Source organism: Sphingomonas sp. SORGH_AS_0438 (assembly GCF_031453475.1).
Lineage (GTDB): Bacteria > Pseudomonadota > Alphaproteobacteria > Sphingomonadales > Sphingomonadaceae > Sphingomonas.
On the sequence record NZ_JAVIZS010000001.1, the window covers coordinates 2,543,287 to 2,559,758 of the forward strand.

The 16,472-nt window shown below is 71.0% G+C and carries 8 protein-coding genes; 7 read left to right on the forward strand and 1 reads right to left on the reverse strand.

Going from position 1 to position 16,472, the window contains the following annotated elements; all coding sequences use genetic code 11:
• The first annotated feature begins 8 nt into the window (after window positions 1–8).
• The 7 genes from QE452_RS11910 (at window position 9) to QE452_RS11940 (ending at window position 15,504) form a co-directional block, all read left to right on the forward strand.
• Window positions 9–2,318, forward strand: a complete 2,310-nt coding sequence (locus QE452_RS11910; protein ID WP_309657657.1) for a family 20 glycosylhydrolase — start codon at window positions 9–11, stop codon at window positions 2,316–2,318.
• Window positions 2,315–4,897 (forward strand): glycosyl hydrolase 2 galactose-binding domain-containing protein, encoded by a 2,583-nt coding sequence (locus QE452_RS11915; RefSeq protein ID WP_405052766.1) that lies wholly within the window; start codon window positions 2,315–2,317, stop codon window positions 4,895–4,897. Before QE452_RS11910 ends, QE452_RS11915 begins: the two co-directional genes overlap by 4 nt.
• Window positions 4,894–7,434, forward strand: coding sequence for a glycoside hydrolase family 3 C-terminal domain-containing protein (locus QE452_RS11920; RefSeq protein ID WP_309657656.1), 2,541 nt, complete (start codon window positions 4,894–4,896; stop codon window positions 7,432–7,434). Before QE452_RS11915 ends, QE452_RS11920 begins: the two co-directional genes overlap by 4 nt.
• Window positions 7,431–8,858 (forward strand): glycoside hydrolase family 125 protein, encoded by a 1,428-nt coding sequence (locus tag QE452_RS11925; protein ID WP_309657655.1) that lies wholly within the window; start codon window positions 7,431–7,433, stop codon window positions 8,856–8,858. The genes QE452_RS11920 and QE452_RS11925 overlap by 4 nt, the downstream gene beginning before the upstream one ends.
• The gene (locus QE452_RS11930) at window positions 8,855–11,179 is read left to right on the forward strand and encodes a GH92 family glycosyl hydrolase (RefSeq protein ID WP_309657654.1); all 2,325 of its coding nucleotides are present in this window, start codon (window positions 8,855–8,857) and stop codon (window positions 11,177–11,179) included. Before QE452_RS11925 ends, QE452_RS11930 begins: the two co-directional genes overlap by 4 nt.
• A gap of 180 nt (window positions 11,180–11,359) precedes the next feature.
• Window positions 11,360–13,591 carry a hypothetical protein gene (locus QE452_RS11935; RefSeq protein ID WP_309657653.1) on the forward strand — a complete coding sequence of 744 codons (2,232 nt, stop codon included), beginning with the start codon at window positions 11,360–11,362 and terminating at the stop codon, window positions 13,589–13,591.
• The gene (locus tag QE452_RS11940) at window positions 13,588–15,504 is read left to right on the forward strand and encodes an alpha-L-fucosidase (protein WP_309657652.1); all 1,917 of its coding nucleotides are present in this window, start codon (window positions 13,588–13,590) and stop codon (window positions 15,502–15,504) included. Before QE452_RS11935 ends, QE452_RS11940 begins: the two co-directional genes overlap by 4 nt.
• Window positions 15,505–15,541: 37 nt before the next feature.
• On the opposite strand, the gene QE452_RS11945 is transcribed toward QE452_RS11940, so the two are convergent.
• Window positions 15,542–16,468: a copper resistance protein B gene (locus tag QE452_RS11945; RefSeq protein ID WP_309657651.1), complete on the reverse strand. Its 927-nt coding sequence runs from the start codon at window positions 16,466–16,468 to the stop codon at window positions 15,542–15,544.
• Between the last annotated feature and the right edge of the window lie 4 nt (window positions 16,469–16,472).

Consider the following 16,472-nt stretch of genomic DNA (forward strand, 5'->3'; position numbering starts at 1 on the left):
GGCCGGTCATGATCCGCAACGCGTCGCTTCTTCTTGCCACGACGTTGCTCGTGTCGGCCGCAACCGCCGGGGCGCAGAGCGCGCCGCTGCCCCTGGTCCCCATGCCGCAATCGGTCACCCGTGGCGCGGGCAGCTTCACCGTCAGCGATGGCGCGCGTGTCGGCACCCCCGCCGGTGACGCCGGGGCCGCCGCCGCCGCCCGGCTGCTCGCCGCGCATGTGAAGACGGAGCGCGGCCTGACCCTCGCCCCCGTCCAGGGCGATGCCCCAATCCGCTTCGTCCGCGATGCCAGCGTCACCGGGGCGGAGGCCTATCGGCTGGACGTCGACCGCCAGGGCATCCGCATCACCGCCTCGGGCGATCGCGGGCTTCTCTATGGCGCGATGACGCTGGCGCAGCTGATCAGCCCCGACCGCGCCTTCGGCAAGCCGGCGGTGGTGCCCGCGCTCGCCATCGCCGATGCGCCGCGCTTCGCCTGGCGTGGATTGATGATCGATCCGGCCCGCCATTTCCAGCCGATCGAATTCCTCTACGGCATCGTCGACCAGATGGCGGCGGTGAAGCTCAACACGCTGCATCTCCATTTGACCGACGATCAGGGCTGGCGGTTCGAGGTGAAGCGCTATCCGAAGCTGACCGAGATCGGCGCGTGGCGCACCCCCCCGTCGAGCGGCGGCGCGCCGGGCCCGCGCGTCGGCGGCTTCTACACGCAGGAGCAGTTGCGCGGGCTGGTCGCCTATGCGGCGGCGCGCGGCGTCGACATCGTGCCGGAGATCGACCTGCCCGGCCATGCCCAGGCGCTGGTCGCCGCCTATCCCGAGCACGGCGTCCTGGGCGACCGGCCGGCGGTCAGCCATGACTGGGGCGTCAATCCCTATCTCCTCAACCCGCAGGCCAAGAGCGTCCGCTTCATCGAGGATATTCTCGACGAGCTGATGGCGGTGTTTCCCGGCACCTATATCCATCTGGGCGGCGACGAGGCGGTGAAGGACCAGTGGGAACGCTCGCCCCAGGTGCAGGCGCAGATGCGGGGGCTGGGCCTCAAGACCGAGATGCAGATGCAGAGCTGGCTGATCGACCAGTTCGGCGCCTATCTGGCCGCCAAGGGCCGGCGACTGATCGGCTGGGACGAAATCCTGGAGGGCGGCCTGCCCGCCTCCGCGTCCGTCATGTCGTGGCGCGGCGAGAAGGGCGCGGTGGACGCCGCCAATCAGGGGCATGACGTGGTGCTGTCGCCCGCGCCGACCCTCTATTTCGACAGCCTGCAAAGCGACCGGGGCGACGAGCCGCCCGGCCGCCTGTCGATCCAGACGCTGGCCGATGTCTACAAATACGAACCGATGCCCGCCGGCATCGCCCCCGACAAGGCGCGCCATGTGCTGGGCGCGCAGGCGAACAGCTGGAGCGAGTATCTGGTCACCCCCTATCAGGTGCAGCATGTGATCTTCCCGCGCGCCGCCGCGCTGGCGGAGATCAGCTGGTCGCCCAAGGCGGCCCGCGACTTCCCCGGCTTTCTCGACCGGCTCCAGCCGCAGATCGCCCGCTGGCGGCGGTCCGGCATGGAGGTGGCGGACAGCGCCTTCGCGGTCGGCTATACGGTCCAGGGCAGCGCCGCCGACGCGTTGCGCGCGAACCGCGTGACGGTCGCGCTGGCGACCCAGGCGGGCGCGGGCACGATCCGCTACACGCTGGACGGCAGCGTGCCGACCGCCCGCGCGCGCGCCTATGCCGCGCCGCTGTCGCTGACGCCGGGCACCACGATCCGCGCCGCCGCCTTCGGACCGGACGGCGCGGCGCTGGCGACGGCGCGCGACTTCGCCACCAGCCGCGCCGCGCTGATGACGCGCGACGCCAGCCAGTTCACCGCCTGCCCGCTCGGGGCGCTCGGCCTGCGCGTGCCGCTGTCGTCGGAGGCGACGGCGAATGCGCCCGCCTTCAATGCCAATATCTTCGACACCTGCACCGCCTATCCGGCTGCGCCGCTGTCGCTGTCGGAGGGCTTCACGGTCGAGGTCGCGCGGCTGCCGCGCCACTATGGCCTGGCGCACGACGCCACGAAGGTCCGCCGGCATTACAATGTCACGCCCTATGGCGAGCTGGTCCTGACCGCCGGCTGCCCGGTGACGGACGGGCCGAAGCGGCCGGTGCTCGCCACCTTCCCGCTGCCCGATCCGGCCAGCGCGCCCAACCGCTTCCGCTTCACCGGCACGCTGCCCGCCGGCCTGGCGGATGGAGATATCTGCATGCAGTTCACCTCGCCGACATCGGACCCCTTTTATGCGGTCGAACGGATGCAACTGACGGAGCGCCGCAAGTGAGGCTGGGTCGCCTGCTCGGACAGGCCGCGCTGATCGTCCTGCTCGCCGCGCCCGCGCTCGCCGCCCCGCGCGACACGGTGTCGCTGGACACGGGCTGGCAGGTCCGGCTCGACCCCGCCGATGCCGGCGCGATCAAGGCGCATCCGCGAGAGGCGCGCTGGCTGCCCGCCTCGGTCCCCGGCAGCGTGCAGCAGGATCTGATCGCCGCGCATCGCGTGCCCGATCCCTTTACCGGCACCAATGAAGGCGCGATCCAGTGGGTCGGCCTTTCCAACTGGCAGTTCCGCACCAGCCTGACCGTCACGCCCGCGATGCTGGCGCGGGACCATCTCGACCTGGTGTTCGACGGGCTGGACACGTTCGCGACGGTGCGGGTCAACGGCACGGTGCTGCTGACCGGCGACAATGCGCACCGCCGCTGGCGCGCGGATGCCAAGGCGCTGCTCAAGCCCGGCGCGAACGAGGTCCTGGTCACGATCGCCTCGCCGATCCGCAACCTGCAACCGATGGTGCTGGCGGAGAAGAACCCGCTGCCCGGCGAATATGATTCCGCATTCGGCGACGAGCCCAAGGGCAAGCAGACCTCGCCCTATATCCGCAAGCCCAAATATCAATATGGCTGGGACTGGGGCCCGCGCATCGTCACCATCGGCCTGTGGCGGCCGGCGCGGCTGGAGGCCTGGGACGATGCCCGGCTCGACCGCTTCCGCGTCGCGCAGGAGGCGCTGACCGATGCCGAGGCGCGACTGACCGCCCATGCCACCGTCGTCGCCGACCGGGCCGAGACGGTGACGATCCGCGCGACCGTCACCACCCCCGATGGCCGCACCCTGACCGCCGAGCGGCAGGCGAGCGTCGCGGCGGGCCGCAACGATGTCAGCGTGCCCCTGTCGATCACCCAGCCGCAGCGCTGGCAGCCGGTCGGCTATGGCGCGCAACCGCTCTACACTGTCGCCGCGACGCTGGCGTCGAAGGGCGAGGTGGTCGACCAGGCCCGCCGCCAGATCGGCCTGCGCACCGTGACGCTCGACCGCAAGGACGGCGCGTTCGGCTTTATCGTCAACGGCACGCCGATCTTCGCCAAGGGCGCGAACCTGATCCCGTTCGACAGCTTCCCCGCGCGCGTCACCACGCAGACGATGCAGTCGCTGCTCACCGCCGCGCGCGACGTGAACATGAACATGATCCGCGTCTGGGGCGGCGGCTATTATCTGGACGACAGCTTCTACGAGATGGCCGACCGGATGGGCCTGATGGTGTGGCAGGACTTCATGTTCGGCGGCGCGGTCACGCCCCCCGACGCCGCGTTCCGCGAGAATGTGCGGGTCGAGGCGGACGAGCAGGTCGCGCGACTGGGCGACCATCCCTCGATCGTGATCTGGACCGGCAATAACGAAGTGCTGTCGGGCTGGGAGAACTGGTCCGACCGCAAGGCATATAAGAAGGCGATCGGCCCCGATGGGCAGGAGCGGATCGGCACCGGCATGGCGGTGCTGTTCGACCGGGTGCTGCGCGGCGCGGTGACCGCGAACAGCCCCGGCACCCCCTATATGCCCGGATCGCCCTCCAGCGATTATGAGGGGCCGGTGGATACCGACGCCAATGGCGACCGACATTTCTGGGATGTCTGGTCGGGCTCCAAGCCGGTCGAGAATTATCTCGATTCCTGCCCGCGCTTCATGTCCGAATATGGCTTCCAGTCGATGCCGGCGATGGCGACGATCCGGGGCTTCGCCGGCAAGGGGCGGCTCGTCGCCGACAGCGCGGTGATGAAGGCGCACCAGAAGTTCCTGGCCGGCGAGGGCAATGCCCGTCTGCAATTCTATATCGACCAGCGGCTGCGTCCCGCGAAGGACTTCGCCGACTTCGTCTATCTGACCCAGGTCAACCAGGCGCAGGCGATCGACCTCGCCGCCCGCCACCACCGCGCCTGCCGGCCGGTGACGATGGGCTCGCTCTACTGGCAGCTCAACGATGTCTGGCCCTCGATCAGCTGGGCGAGCGTCGATTATGACGGGCGGTGGAAGCTGCTCCATTATGCCGCGCGCCGCTTCTTCGCGCCGCAAGTCATCGTCGCCGAGCATAAGGACGGGGCGACGCGCGTGACCCTGGTGTCCGACGCCACCACGCCGACGCCGGCCCGCTGGCGGCTGACGGTGCGCGACATGGCCGGCGCGGTGCTGTCGACGCGCGAGGAGGCGGCGACGCTCGCCCCGCTGTCCGCCGCCACCGTCGCGACGCTCCCCGACGCGACGCTGTTCGGCGATGCCGCCCCGGCGCAAAGCTATGCGGTGGCCGAGCTGTTCGTCGGCGACCGGCGCGTCAGCCGCGTGCTGGTCGACCGGCTGGCACCCAAGGACATGGCCCTGCCCGACCCCGGCATCACCACCAGCTGGTCGGGCGACAGCGTGACGCTGACCGCGCGCAACCTGGCGCGGGACGTGATGCTCGATGTCGGCGCCTTCACCGGCGGCCAGCCCTCCGACAATGGCTTCGACCTGCTACCGGGCGAGAGCGTCACCGTCCGCCTGCCCGCCGCCGCGCGCAAAACCCTGACGATCCGGACCCTTGCCCGATGATGATGCTCGCCCTGCTGCTCGGCTCCGCCGACCCCGTCGCCGCCGCCGTCGCGACGATGACGCCCGAACAAAAGGCCGCGCAGCTGCAAAGCACCGCGCCCGCCGATGCGGCGGCCGGCCTGCCCGCCTATGACTGGTGGAACGAGGGGCTGCATGGCCTCGCCCGCAACGGTCCGGCGACCGTCTTCCCCCAGGCGATCGGCTTGGCGGCGACCTGGGACGTCGCGCTGATGCAGCGCGTCGGCACCGTCGTCTCGACCGAGGCGCGCGCCAAGTTCAACGCGAAGCCGGTGGACGCCGACCGGCGCATTTATGAAGGGCTGACGATCTGGTCGCCCAACATCAACATCTTCCGCGATCCGCGCTGGGGCCGGGGCCAGGAAACCTATGGCGAGGACCCCTATCTCACCGGCTCGCTCGGCGTCGGCTTCGTGCAGGGGCTGCAGGGGCCGGACCCGGCGCATCCGCGCGTCGTCGCCACGCCCAAGCATCTGGCGGTGCATAGCGGGCCGGAGGCGGGGCGCGACGGGTTCGACGTCGACCCCTCGCCCCGCGACGTGGAGGCGACCTATCTGCCCGCGTTCCGCCGCACGCTGACCGAGGGCAAGGCGCTGTCGCTGATGTGTGCCTATAATTCCATCCACGGCACGCCGGCCTGCGCCGACGGGCCGCTGCTCAACGACCGGGTGCGCGGGGCCTGGGGCTTCAAGGGCTTCGTGGTGTCGGACTGCGACGCGGTCGCCAACATCCACCTGTTCCACCATTACCGGCTGGACAGCGCCGCCGCCGCCGCCGCCGCGATCCGGGGCGGCAACGACCTGAACTGCGGCACCACCTATGCCGCCCTGCCCGAGGCGCTCAAGCGCGGGCTGGTGACGCCGGCCGAGGTCGATACCGCGCTGGTCCGCGTGCTGCGCGCCCGCCAGCAACTGGGCATCGCGTTCGGCGCGACCAGTCCCTGGAGCCGCATCAGGCCGAGCGAGGTCGCCACCCCCGCCCATCGCGCGCTGGCGCTGGAGGCGGCGCGCAAGTCGATCGTGCTGCTCCAGAACCGGGGCGACCGCCTGCCGCTCAAACCCGCCACGCGTCTGGCGGTGATCGGCGCGGATGCCGACGACCTGGGCGTGCTGGAGGGCAATTACCACGGCACCGCCATCGCCCCCGTCACCCCGCTGGCCGGCCTGCGCGCCAAGTTCGGCGCGGTGCGCTATGCGCAAGGATCGGTGCTGGCGGACGGCGCGGCGGTCGTACTGCCCGAAACGGCGCTGCGCGCAAACGGCCAGCCGGGCCTGACCGCGACCTACAGCATCGGCGGCCGGACGGTGCTGACGCGGCAGGAACGCCGCATCGACGTCAACATCAACCGCACCGCGCCCGCCCCCGGCCTGCCCGCGACCGGCTATGTCGCGCGCTGGATCGGCGAATTTGCCCCGCCCGGCCCCGGCCAGTACCGGCTGGTGCTCGACCAGGCGCAATGCTGGAAGGACTGCAAGACCCACGACACCGCGCGCGTGACGCTGGGCAGCAGGACGCTGCATGACGGCCCGTTGCCCAAGGGGCGCGTCGAGCTGACCGTCGACAGCGACGGGACCGCACAACCCTTCACGATCGAGCTGAACCATCAGTCGGAGGATGAGAGCTTCCGCCTGCTCTGGCTGCCCCCGGCCGAGCCGCTGATCGCGGAGGCGGTGGCGGCGGTGAAGGACGCCGATGTGGCGGTCGTCGTCGCCGGCCTGTCGCCCGACCTGGAGGGCGAGGCGCTGTCCGTCTCCGTCCCCGGCTTCGTCGGTGGCGACCGCACCGATATCGCCCTGCCGCTGCCGCAGCAGAGGCTGCTCGCCGCGCTCAAGGCGACGGGCAAGCCGATCGTGCTGGTGCTGGCGAGCGGCAGCGCGGTGGCGGTCGATCCCGCCAGCGCCGATTCGATCCTGTCGCTCTGGTATCCGGGCGAGTCGGGCGGCACCGCGCTGGCCGATGTGCTGTCCGGCGCGGTCAGCCCGTCCGGCCGCTTGCCGGTGACCATCTATCGCCAGACCTCGGACCTGCCCGCCTTTGTCGATTACGGGATGAAGGAGCGGACCTATCGCTACTTCACCGGCACCCCGCTCTGGGGCTTCGGCCATGGCCTGAGCTATGCGACCTTCCGCTACGGCCAGCCGAGTGCGCCCGCCAGCATCGCCGCCGGGCAGGACCTGACCGTCGAGACAGAGGTGTCCGCCACGGGTCCGCGCGGTGGCGACGAAGTGGTGCAGGCCTATCTGGTGCCGCCCGCCGCGACGGCTACGCCCGGCCTGACCGACCCGGTGCTGCAACGCCAGCTCGTCGGCTTCCGCCGCGTGTCCCTGGGCCAGGGCGCGCGGACCAGGGTGCGCTTCACCATCGATCCCCGGGGCATGAGCATCGTCGAGCGCGACGGTCGCCGCCATGTCGCGCCGGGCGCCTACCGGCTGTGGGTCGGCGGCGGCCAGCCGGGCGACGGGCCGGGCCAGTGGCTCGACTTCGCCGTCACCGGCACCGACCAGGATCTGCCGAAATGATCGTCTCGCGCCGTTCCGTGATCGCCGGCACCGCCGCGCTCGCCGCCACGCCCGCCCTCGCCGCCGCGAAGCCGGACTTCGCCAGCAAGCGCCCCGCCCCCGCCGACCGCCGCTTCATCAGCCGCGCGGTGGAGCGGGAACTGGCGCAGGTCTCCGCCCGGATCGGCGACGCCAAGCTGCGCTGGATGTTCGGCAACTGCTATCCGAACACGCTCGACACCACGGTGAAGATGGGGATGGCGGACGGCCGGCCCGACGCCTTCGTCATCACCGGCGACATCCCCTGCCTGTGGCTGCGCGATTCCGCCGCACAGGTGAAGCCCTATCTGCATCTGGCGAAGGGCGACGCCGATCTGCAACGGCTGTTCCGTGGCCTGATCGGCCGCCAGTCGCGCTCGATCCTGATCGACCCTTACGCCAACGCCTTCATGGAAGACCCCAGCGCACCGACCAATCTCGAATGGTCGCTGAAGGACACGACCGAGATGAAGCCCGGCGTCGCCGAGCGGAAATGGGAGGTGGACTCGCTCTGCTATGCGATGCGGCTGGCGCATGGCTATTGGCGCGCGGTCGGTGATCCGGCCCCGTTCGACGCGACCTGGGCGGCGGCGGCGCGGGCGATCCTGCGCACCTTCCGCGAGCAGCAGCGCAAGCATGGGCCCGGCCCCTACAGCTTCCTGCGCAGCTCGAACCGCAACATCGAGACGATGCCGCTGGGCGGCTGGGGCAATCCGGCGCGGCCCAACGGGCTGATCCAGTCGGGCTTCCGTCCCTCCGACGATTCCTGCCAATATCCCTATCTGATCCCGTCCAACCTGTTCGCGGTCACGAGCCTGCGCGAACTGGCGGTGGTCGCGAACGAAGCGCGCCACGATGCCGAACTCGCCCGCGAGGCGACCGCGCTGGCGGCGGAGGTGGAGGCGGCGCTGCGCCAGCATGGCACGATGCGGCTGCCGAACGGTGAGACGGTCTGGGCCTATGAGGTCGATGGCTATGGCAATGCGATGTTCATGGACGACGCCAATGTCCCGTCGCTGTCGGGCCTGGGCTATCTGGGCTGCGTGTCGATGACCGACCCGCTGTGGCAGCGGACGCAACGCGCGGCGTGGAGCGAGGCCAATCCCTATTTCTTCCGCGGCCGCGCGGGCGAGGGGATCGGCGGCCCGCATGTCGGCCTGCGCTGGATCTGGCCGATGTCGCTGATCGTCCGCGCGCTGTCCGCCACCGACAATGCGACGATCCGCGCCTGCCTCCGGACCCTGCGCGACACCGATGCCGGCACCGGCTTCATCCACGAGGCCTTCGACCAGGACGATCCGGCCAAGTTCACGCGCCACTGGTTCGCTTGGGCCAATGGCCTGTTCGGCGAGCTGATCGTCACCCTCGCGCACACCCGCCCGCATCTGCTCCAGGATTTCGCATGACCCAGCTGTCGCGCCGCTCGCTCCTGTCCTCCTCGGCGCTGGCCGCCTGCGCGCTGCCGTTGCCCGCTTTGGCCCGGCCGGCACAGGGTCCGGCGGCGGCGAACCTGTTCATCGGCACCGGCGGCCATGGCCATACCTATCCCGGCCCGACCCTGCCCTTCGGCATGGTGCAGCTCGGCCCCGATACCGATGTCGAGCGGTGGGACGCCTGTTCGGGCTATCACCGCACCGACACGTCGATCATGGGGTTCAGCCACACGCATCTGTCGGGCACCGGCATCGGCGACATGCTCGACGTCCTGGTGGTGCCGACCCGGGGACCGGTGAAGCTGCTGCCCGGCACGCTCGCCGCGCCGGAGACGGGCTATCGCCAGCGCTTCACCGACGAAGTGGCGGAGCCGGGCTATTATGCCGTCACGCTGCAATCGGGCGTCCGGTCCGAGCTGACCGTGACCGAGCGGACCGGCTGGCACCGCCACCGCTTCCCCCAGGGGCCGGGCCATATCCTGGTCGACCTGTCGCATCTGGTCCATGACAGTTCGGACAATCCGCCGCTCATCACTGACGCGACGCTGGCGATCGACGCGGACGGCACGCTGAGCGGCGGCCGCACCGTCCATCGCTGGGCCAAGGGGCGGCGCATCTATTTCGCGATGCAGGCGTCGCGCGCGCCCGACCGCATCACCCTGTATGGCGACGACGATGCCGAGCAGCCGGCCGGCACCCGCGCGGTCGCGGGCAAGCGGCTGAAGGCCATGCTGCATTATGATGATGCCGGCGCCTCGCCGATCCTGCTCCGCTGCGGCATTTCCGGCGTCGACGTGGCCGGCGCGCGCCGCAACCTGGCCGCCGAGGCGTCGCACTGGGATTTCGACCGCACCCGCCAAGCCGCGCAGGCGCGCTGGGCCGGGCATCTCGCCGCGGTGCAGGTGACCGGCGGCACCGCCGACCAGCGCACCATCATGGCCTCCGCCCTCTATCACGCGCAGCTTGCCCCGACGCTCTTCTCCGATGTCGACGGCCGCACGGTCGGGCTAGATCGCAAGGTCCACCAATTGCCCGCCGGCGAGCGCGCCTATTCGACCTATTCGACCTGGGACACGTATCGCGCGCTGCATCCGCTGCTGACCCTGATCGCGCCCGACCGCGTGCAGAGCCTGGTCGGCGACCTGATCCGCCAGACGCAGCAAAGCGCCTATGGCCCGCCGATCTGGCCGCTCCAGGGGGTGGAGACGGGGACGATGATCGGCTGGCACTCGCTGCCGATCCTGGCGGAGGCGCAGGCCAAGGGCATCCCGGGCGACTATGCCGCCGCCTGGCCCGCCATCGCCAGGCGCAGCTTCGACTGGTCCGCGCCCGATCTCGACAACAGCAAGGGCCGCGATCTTTACGACCGGCTGGGCTATGTCCCCGCCGATAAATGGAACGAAAGCGTCAGCCGGACGCAGGAATATGCCTATGACGACTGGGCGGCCGCGCATCTCGCCCGCGCCGCCGGACAGACGGCGGCGGCGGAGCGGTTGCGCAAGCGTTCGGGCAATTGGCGCAATGTCATCGACGGCAGGATCGGCTTCGCCCGCCCGCGCTTCGCAGATGGCAGCTGGTGGACGCCCTATGACCCCATCCAGCTCGGCCATATGCCCAAGCCCTGGTGGCGCGACTATACCGAGGCCAATGGCTGGCAGGCGACGTTCCTGAACCAGCATGACGTCTATGGCCTGATCGCGCAGATGGGCGGCGATGCGACGTTCGAGGCGAAGCTTGACGCGCTGTTCACCGCGCCCTCGACCCTGCCGGACAATGCGCCGCCCGACATCAGCGGGCTGGTCGGCCAATATGCGCATGGCAACGAGCCGGATCAGCACGCCCCCTATCTCTATGCCTATGTCGGCGCGCCCTGGAAGACGCAGGCGATGGTGCGGCGGCTGTGCACCGAGATGTACAGGAACGATCCCGACGGCATCATCGGCAATGACGATTGCGGGCAGATGAGCGCCTGGTTCGTGCTGTCGGCGCTCGGCTTCTACCCGGTCGATCCGGTCGAGGCGGTCTATGTCTTCGGCTCACCCCTGTTTGAGCGGGCGACCGTCCAGCTCGGCGGCGGGCGCACGCTGACGGTCGAGGCGCCGGGCAACGGGCCGGACACGCCGTACATTCGCGCGGTGCGCTGGAACGGCAAGCCCTGGACGAAGAGCTGGATCCGCCATGCCGAGCTGGCCCGGGGCGGCACGCTGACCTTCCTGATGGGCGCGCAGCCCAACCGCGCCTTCGGCCGCGCCAAGGCGGACCGGCCGCCGTCCAACGGCCATATGGCCGGCTGACATGGGCTGGGGGGCCGTGATGATGAGGGTAGCGGGAAGGCTTCTTCCCTTCTGTGCCCCGGCGAAGGCCGAGGCCCGGTCGGGGGACGGTCGTAATGAGGGACCGCGCTCCATTACCTGGGCCTTTCCAACTGGGCCCCGGCCTTCGCCGGGGAACAGCCTGGAATTGAGGGCTCGGCCATGCTGATCGCCGCCCTGTCCCTCGCCGCGTCCTGCGTCGCCACCGCCCCCGGCGGCGAGGTCGCGGCGGCGCTGCTCGAACGGCGGCTGGCGGAGCGGATCGACCGATGCGGCGACCTGCACGTGCTCGTGGCCCCGGCCACCCGGATCCGCGCCGCGCTGCCCGTCGCCCAGCGCCGCCGCTGGCGCATGCCGATCCTCGGCCGCGAGAGCTATGCGGTGCGCAGGATCGGCTCCACCATCGTCATCACCGCCCGCGACACGCGCGGGCTGGTGTACGGCGCAGGCTGGCTGCTGCGCCATCTGGACGTGGCGGACGGCACGCCCCGCCTCGCCGCGCCGGCGGACGTCACCCGGTCCCCCCGCTTCGCCACCCGGCTGACCCAGATCGGCTATCGTCCTAAGAACAACAGCTACGACGCCTGGACGCTGGCGATGTTCGAGCGGCGGATCGAGGATTTCGCGCTCTGGGGGGCGAGCGGCGTGCAGATCATCGCGCCGGTGTCCGACGACGAGGCGAGCAGCCCGCTCTTCCCCGCGCCCCCGCGCGAGACGCTGGCCGGCATCGCGCGCATCACGCATCGCCTGGGCCTCAACGTCGCGCTCTACTATCCGGAACTCGGCGACTATCGCAAAGCCGAACAGGTCGAGGCGGAGGTCGCAGCCTTTACCCGGGTGCTGGGCGACCTTCCCCAGGTCGACGCGCTCTACGTGCCCGGCGGCGACCCCGGCCATACCGATCCCGACCATCTCTTCCCGCTGGTCGCCCGGCAGGCGGCGGTGCTGCACCGGCGCAACCCGGCGGCACCCGTCTATATCTCCACCCAGGGATTCGATGCCGCCGGGCTGGACGCCTTCTACCGACAACTGGATCGGCAGCCGGACTGGCTGGCGGGCGTGTTCGTCGGGCCGCAGACGCGCGACCCGCTGCCGGTGCAGCGCCGGCGCATCCCCGGCCGCTATCCGCTGATCCTCTATCCCGACATCGCGCACACCATGCATGCGCAATTCCCGGTGCCGCAATGGTGGCCCGAATTCGCGCTGACCGAGGGGCGCGAGCCGATCAATCCCCGTCCCCGCGCCTATCGACTGATCGCCGAGCGCTTCCTGCCGCTGACCCAGGGGTTCGTGACCTATTCGGAGGGGGTCAACGACGATTTCAACCAGCTGCTCTGGTTCCAGCTCGGCTGGTCGCTCGCCGCCGATCCGCACGACATGGCGCGGCAATATGCACGGATGTTCATCGGCGACCCCGCCGCCGCCGCCCTGCCCTTCGCGCTGGAGGCGAACTGGACCGGCGATCCGGCGGCCAACACCGGCATCGACCGCACGCTGGCGCGGGCCGACCGAATCCGCCCCGCCCGCTTCGCCGACTGGCGGATCGACAGCCTGCGCTACCGGGCCGTCTATGACGCGATCGTCCGCCAGCGCACCATCGCCGCCCGCCAGCGCCCCGCGGCGGTCCGGGCCGCCCCCGATGCCGCCAGCGCCCGCGCCGCGCTCGACCGGCCGGACGGCGCGGCGGTCGCCCCGCTTCGCGCCCGGCTCTTCGCGCTCGCCGAGCGGCTGTGGCAGCAGGCGCGGCTGCAACTGAGCGTCACGCGCTACGGTGCGACCACGATCGAGCGCGGGGCCAATCTGGACCGAGTCGATGTCGACCTGTCCGGCCGCTCCGCGATGCTGGCGGCGCTGGCCAAGGGCTTCCCCCTGCCCGACCGCCGCCGCCGGGCGGAGGGCGCGCTCTACGACGATCTCGGTCGCCCGGATGCCGAGCCGCATCTGGTGCGCGGGGCCGGCTTCGCCGCCGATCCGCAGATGTACGACACGGCGATCGACGGCATCGCCGACCGCACGCCGGAGGATGGCTGGCCGCTCCCCGCGCTCGACTATGCGGAGGCGCTCTACGACCGGCCCATCCGGCTGCACTATGCCGGGCTGGACCCGCATCGCCGCTATCGCCTGGTCGCGACCTATGCGGGCGAGGATTACACCCTGCCGATGACGCTGACCGCCAATGGCCGCTACACGCTCCAGTCCGCCTTCGCCCGCACATCCAATCCGATGACGGTCGAGATCGCGATCCCGCCCGCCGCCACCGCCGGCGGCACGCTCGACCTCGCCTGGACCCGCCCGCCCGGCATGGGCGGCAGCGGGCGCGGCCATCAGGTCGCCGAGACCTGGCTGATCCCCGAACCCCTTTCCTCTCCCTCAACTGCCGGAGTGCCACGATGACCGACCTGTCCCGCCGTTCCCTGATCGCCTCCGGCATGGCGACCGGCATGGCCGCCGGCCTGGCCGGCCCCGCCGCCGCCGCGACCGGCGCGCCGCGTCCCTGGGGCGCCACGCCGTCGCCGCGCCAGCTGATCTGGCACAAGCGCCAGCAATATGCCTTCGTCCATTTCTCCATCAACACCTTCACGGGACGCGAATGGGGGCTGGGCGACGAGAGCCCCGCGCTATTCAACCCGACCGACTTCGACCCCGACCAGATCGTCGCGGCGGCCAAGGCGGGCGGACTGACCGGCATCATCCTGACCGCCAAGCATCATGACGGCTTCTGCCTGTGGCCGACGATGCTGACCGAACATTGCATCCGCAACAGCCCGTACAAGAACGGCAAGGGCGATGTGGTCGGCGAGATGGAGCGCGCCACCCGCCGCGCCGGCCTGTCCTTCGGACTGTATCTGTCGCCCTGGGACCGCAACCACGCCGAATATGGCCGGCCCGCCTATGTCGACTATTTCCGCAAGCAGATCGTCGAGCTTTGCACCCGCTACGGCAAGCTGTTCGAATTCTGGTTCGACGGGGCCAATGGCGGCGATGGCTATTATGGCGGCGCGCGCGAGACGCGGAAGATCGACGCGCCGCGTTATTATGAATGGCCGAAGACGATCGCGCTGGTCCACCAGTACCAGCCCGACGCCTGCACCTTCGATCCCCTGGGCGCGGACATCCGCTGGGTCGGCAACGAGAATGGCGTGGCGGGCGATCCCTGCTGGCCGACCATGCCGAATCATCCCTATGTCCAGTCGGAGGGCAATAGCGGCGTGCGCGGCGCGCCGCTCTGGTGGCCGGCGGAAACCGACGTGTCGATCCGGCCCGGCTGGTTCTATCATGCCGACGAGGACGCCAAGGTGAAGAGCCCGGCGCGGCTGGTGCAATTGTTCGACGAGTCGGTCGGGCGCGGCACCAACCTCAACCTCAACCTGCCGCCCGACCGGCGCGGGCAGCTGGCCGAGCATGACGTGGCGGTGCTGAAATCCTTCGGCGACGCACAGCGGGCCAGCTTCGCGACCGACCTGGCCCAGGGCGCGGTGGCGAGCGCCAGCCATGTGCGCGGCCCCGCCTTCGCCCCCGCCCGGGTGCTGGACCGGAACGACGACAGCTATTGGTCGACGCCCGATGGCGTGACGACGCCGACGCTGACGCTCGACCTGCTGCCCAACCGGCCGTTCGACCTGATCCGCCTGCGCGAATATCTGCCGCTCGGCGTGCGCGTGACGCGCTTCGCGGTCGAGGCGGAGATGGACGGCCGCTGGCAGCGGCTGGCCGAGCATGAGTGCATCGGCGCGCAGCGGATCATCCGCCTGCCCCGGCCGATCAGCGCGCGCCGCCTGCGCCTCGTGGTGCTGGAAGCCCCGGTCTGCCCGGCGATCAGCGAAGTGGCGCTGTTCCGCTCGGTCGCGCCGGTGCCCGTCGCGCCGCCCGCTGCGCGCGAGGACCAGGTGCTGACCGGCAAGGGCTGGACCGTGGTCGCCGCCTCCGCCCCCGGGGCCGAGGCGGTGCTGGACAATAATGTCGCCACCGCCTGGACGACGCCCGCGCCGACCGCCGCCGCGCCCGCGACGCTGACGCTCGACCTGGGGCAGGCCCGCGATCTGGCCGGCTTCTCGCTGACGCCCGAGCGCAACCCCACGCCCAACGCCGCCCCGCCGCGCGGCTATCGCGTGGAAACGAGCGTCGATGGCCGGGCCTGGACGGCGGCAGGCGAGGGTGAATTCCCCAACATCGCCTATGCCCTGGCGACGCAGCGCATCCCCTTCCCCGCCCCGCGCCGCCTCCGCTACCTGCGCTTCACCTTCGCCGCGACCGCCGTGCCGGCCGCAAAGATGGCGATCGCCGATATCGGCGCATTCGCGGGATGACGCATTCCTCCCCGCGCAGGGGAGGAATATCGGGCCGTCAGAACCAGGCGCGGACGCCCAGCACCAGCGCCGCGCCGCCCGCATCCTCACCCCGCCCGCGCGCGTAGCGGGCGGTGGCGCCGGTGCGGCGCTCCCAGTTCACCCCGACATAGGGCGCGAACTCGCGGGCGAATTCATAGCGCAGGCGCAGGCCCGCCTCCGCCGTCGACAGCCCGGCCCCGATGCGGCGGCCGGGCATGTCCTGCGCGGCGAGGTTGAACTCGACGCGCGGCTGGAGGATCAGCCGCTGCGTCACGCGCTGGTCGTACCAGCCCTCGACCCGGCCGAGCAGCTCGCCGCGATCCGACAGGAACAACGCGCCCTCCACGTCGAACCAATAGGGGGCCAGCCCCTCGACGCCGACCACCGCATAGGTCCGCCGCGCGCCGGCGCCCAGATCCTGGCGCAGGCCGGCCTGCAGGTTCCAATAGGGATCGACGCTGCGCGAATAGAGCGCCTGCACCTCCGCCGTCTCGACCCGGCCGCGGAACGCGCCCTCGCCCTCGCTGCGCACCACCAGCCGGTGGATGTCGCCGCCGAACCAGCCCTCGCCGTCCCAGCGATAGGAGTCGCGACCGGCGCGCGGCGACACCTCCGCCAGGTTGAACAGGATCTGGCGGAAGGCCATGCCGCCATGCTCGCGCCGCATCGCCCGGTCGGCGGCGGCCATCGCGGCGGGGTCGTAGAAGCGGTCGGCGGCGCGGTCGGTCGGGGCCGGCGGTGGCGGTGCGTCGCCGGCCGGCTGGTCGGTGCCGGCCGGCTGGTCGATGCTGGCCGGCGGGGCGGCCTGCGGCTGGGGCGTGCAATGCCCCATCGCTTCATGCTCCGGCGGACAGGACGGGTCGGCACTGGCGGGCCGGTCCTGCGCCATGCCGGGCATCGCGTTCATGTCGTGCTGCGGCGGCATCGCGGCCAGCAGGAGCATCGCC

Bases quoted from the DNA above. Each gene is read 5' to 3' on its own strand.
- QE452_RS11930 (WP_309657654.1), top strand. From the start codon at position 8,855: ATGACCCAGCTGTCGCGCCGCTCGCTCCTGTCCTCCTCGGCGCTGGCC.
- QE452_RS11935 (WP_309657653.1), top strand. From the start codon at position 11,360: ATGCTGATCGCCGCCCTGTCCCTCGCCGCGTCCTGCGTCGCCACCGCC.
- QE452_RS11945 (WP_309657651.1), bottom strand. From the start codon at position 16,468: ATGCTCCTGCTGGCCGCGATGCCGCCGCAGCACGACATGAACGCGATG.
- QE452_RS11920 (WP_309657656.1), top strand. From the start codon at position 4,894: ATGATGATGCTCGCCCTGCTGCTCGGCTCCGCCGACCCCGTCGCCGCC.
- QE452_RS11910 (WP_309657657.1), top strand. From the start codon at position 9: ATGATCCGCAACGCGTCGCTTCTTCTTGCCACGACGTTGCTCGTGTCG.
- QE452_RS11925 (WP_309657655.1), top strand. From the start codon at position 7,431: ATGATCGTCTCGCGCCGTTCCGTGATCGCCGGCACCGCCGCGCTCGCC.
- QE452_RS11940 (WP_309657652.1), top strand. From the start codon at position 13,588: ATGACCGACCTGTCCCGCCGTTCCCTGATCGCCTCCGGCATGGCGACC.